Source organism: Flavobacterium sp., assembly GCF_043722275.1.
Classification (GTDB): domain Bacteria; phylum Bacteroidota; class Bacteroidia; order Flavobacteriales; family Flavobacteriaceae; genus Flavobacterium.
The window spans coordinates 1-2,212 of record NZ_JAYSPC010000142.1 but is presented as its reverse complement, the minus strand read 5'-3'; the positions used below and the strand labels follow the sequence as shown (position 1 = coordinate 2,212).

Here is a 2,212-nt window from a genome sequence, read left to right as displayed (position 1 = left end):
ACCGATAGCGCGGATTTGCAATCCGTGCCCGCAAAGTGATTTAAAATATTACGCTTTTAAGATTTTGTCATATCGTTGTGGGCACGGATTGCAAATCCGCGCTATCGGAACCGGTAAAAAATTTTAAGTTCGTGTTTTTATATCTTTCAAGATTACGCAATTCTGAATTCAAAATCAATAATCGTCAGAAAAATTGTATTTTTGAAACGTGGAAATTAATTTGTAAAATGTATCTCACAAAGATCATCTTGTTTTCTACCGAAACCGAAAATGTAACACAATTTTAAATATCTTTGAATTATGAGCACAACAAAACCAAAACATATTGGGCGAAATATTAGCCGAATAAGAGAGCTTAGAGATATGAAACAAGACGCACTTGCGATTGCAATAGGAACGACGCAACAATCTATTTCTATTATTGAAGGAAGCGAAAGCGTTGACGACGAAAAACTCAAAGCAATTGCCGAAGCTTTAGGAGTTCCTGCTGAAGTAATAAGAAACTTTTCTGAAGAAGCTGTTTTTAATATTATCAGTAATACCATAGATATAGAAACCGTAGATAATAATTCTACTGGAATTGGTTTTGGTTGTACTTTTAATCCGTTAGATAAACTTCTTGAATCTATTGAACAGAGTACAAACCTTTATGAAAGATTAATTCAAGCCGAAAAAGACAAAGTTGCTTTTTTAGAAAAGTTACTAAGCGAAAAATAATTTAAGCAAAACCAATTCTGCTAAACGATATACACCTTTGTCAAAGTTTTAAACTTTGACAAAGGTTTTTTTGTGCGCAATATTCTAATTTCAACTGATTAAAATCTTCCTTTGAAAAGTAACTACAATCTTGTCATTTCGTCCGTTCGCGAAACCCGACAGGTTTTAAAAACCTGTCGGGTTTACTGTGCGTAAAGGTGGTGTGATTAATCCGTCTTTCGCAAAGTAACCAATGACAAAGTTTGCGAATAAGTCTACGTTCGCGAAACCCGACAGGTTTTTAAAACCTGTCGGGTTTACTATGTGTAAAGGTTGAGATTTGATTTTTACAGAAATAATAAAAAAACTAAATTTCTCATCAAACCAAGTTCGCGTTAGGGATAGAAGTGAAAAGCCCACAGCCTGACGAAGGAAGTGCGAGGACTTGCAGCGAATAGCCCGACCCGAAGGGAAACGCCCAAGAAATTATTTGTATCAAGTTTCATATCTTTGTAAACGTAAATTAAAAGCAAAAATCATGGCAAAAGGTCCCGAAAAAAACACCAAAAACAAGGCTTTGCATACTAAATTGCTGAATAAGAAAAAAGCCAAAATTCAAGAGGAGAAAAAAGCTCATGCATTGCGTTTAAAGGCTTTGGTTACAAAAATGAATCAGAAAAAGAATAGCGACGAATCTGATGTTATTTAAATCAGATTGTATTTCTTTTCTGTTTTAATTTAACTGAAATTTGCAAATCAATATCTAAAAAAAACAAAAATGGAGGAATTCGGTAGAATAATAATTTCTGAAACGGCAATGAATAGTGAAAATCTTCAGGATGTGATTCACTCTAATATTTCGGTAATCAATTTAATGCGTGAGGAAGGTGTCGATGATGAATTTATTCACGAAGATGCCTTGATGAGTTATTATCTTGATTATTACTATTCGCAATATGCCGAAGGAAATTTTGCTCAGTTTGTGCATAAATCCGGTTGGAATAAGGAATTAAACGAACTTATCGAAGAAGGTTTGGCTTTAATTGGCGCCGAAAAACATCTTGAATTGTTTCAGCAATTAAGCAAAAAAGTGAAATTAATGAGCAGCGTTAAGCTGAATAAATTTCTTACCGGGAAACTTGAAGGCGTAAACCCAACCAGAGATTTACTTAACAATGATACTTTCTACGAAATAGAAGAAAATCTTGTTACACTAAATGCTGATTTCCTTAAGAATCATCCTGATTTTGAAGTGCTTTCGGTAGATGATATGTTTGCTGTTTTAGAGGAATATGTTGGGCATGAGATTAAGAGGGCTTAGTTTTTAAGGTTCAAAGAGGCAGAGGTTCAAAGGCGCAAAGGTTTTTAGAAAGAGCCTTCGGCTCGATTTATATTGTAGGGATGGATTTTAATCCATTAGCGCAAAGATTAAGCGCGCATAATTTTTAGGTTTTAGAAATTCTAAGTTTTTTGTCTCAATATCGTCAGGCTGAGCGGAGTCGAAGCCACGCAAAGT

Annotated in this window: 3 protein-coding genes; all 3 read left to right on the top strand. The window is 34.6% G+C overall.

All coding sequences use genetic code 11. The features are described 5' to 3' along the window. Window positions 1-300 precede the first annotated feature (300 nt). The 3 genes from ACHZDT_RS17300 to ACHZDT_RS17290 all read left to right on the top strand — a co-directional run bounded on the left by ACHZDT_RS17300 (window position 301) and on the right by ACHZDT_RS17290 (window position 2,017). Entirely contained in the window at window positions 301-717 is a 417-nt protein-coding gene (locus tag ACHZDT_RS17300; RefSeq protein ID WP_394775894.1) for a helix-turn-helix domain-containing protein, read from the top strand. Between the two features lie 517 nt (window positions 718-1,234). Beyond that, complete coding sequence (locus tag ACHZDT_RS17295) at window positions 1,235-1,405, top strand: hypothetical protein (RefSeq protein ID WP_213302877.1); 171 nt, start codon at window positions 1,235-1,237, stop codon at window positions 1,403-1,405. A 69-nt stretch (window positions 1,406-1,474) separates the two neighbouring features. After that, window positions 1,475-2,017 (top strand): hypothetical protein, encoded by a 543-nt coding sequence (locus tag ACHZDT_RS17290; protein WP_394775893.1) that lies wholly within the window; start codon window positions 1,475-1,477, stop codon window positions 2,015-2,017. Window positions 2,018-2,212: the final 195 nt, after the last annotated feature.

Bases quoted from the DNA above. Each gene is read 5' to 3' on its own strand.
- ACHZDT_RS17300 (WP_394775894.1), top strand. From the start codon at position 301: ATGAGCACAACAAAACCAAAACATATTGGGCGAAATATTAGCCGAATA.
- ACHZDT_RS17290 (WP_394775893.1), top strand. From the start codon at position 1,475: ATGGAGGAATTCGGTAGAATAATAATTTCTGAAACGGCAATGAATAGT.
- ACHZDT_RS17295 (WP_213302877.1), top strand. From the start codon at position 1,235: ATGGCAAAAGGTCCCGAAAAAAACACCAAAAACAAGGCTTTGCATACT.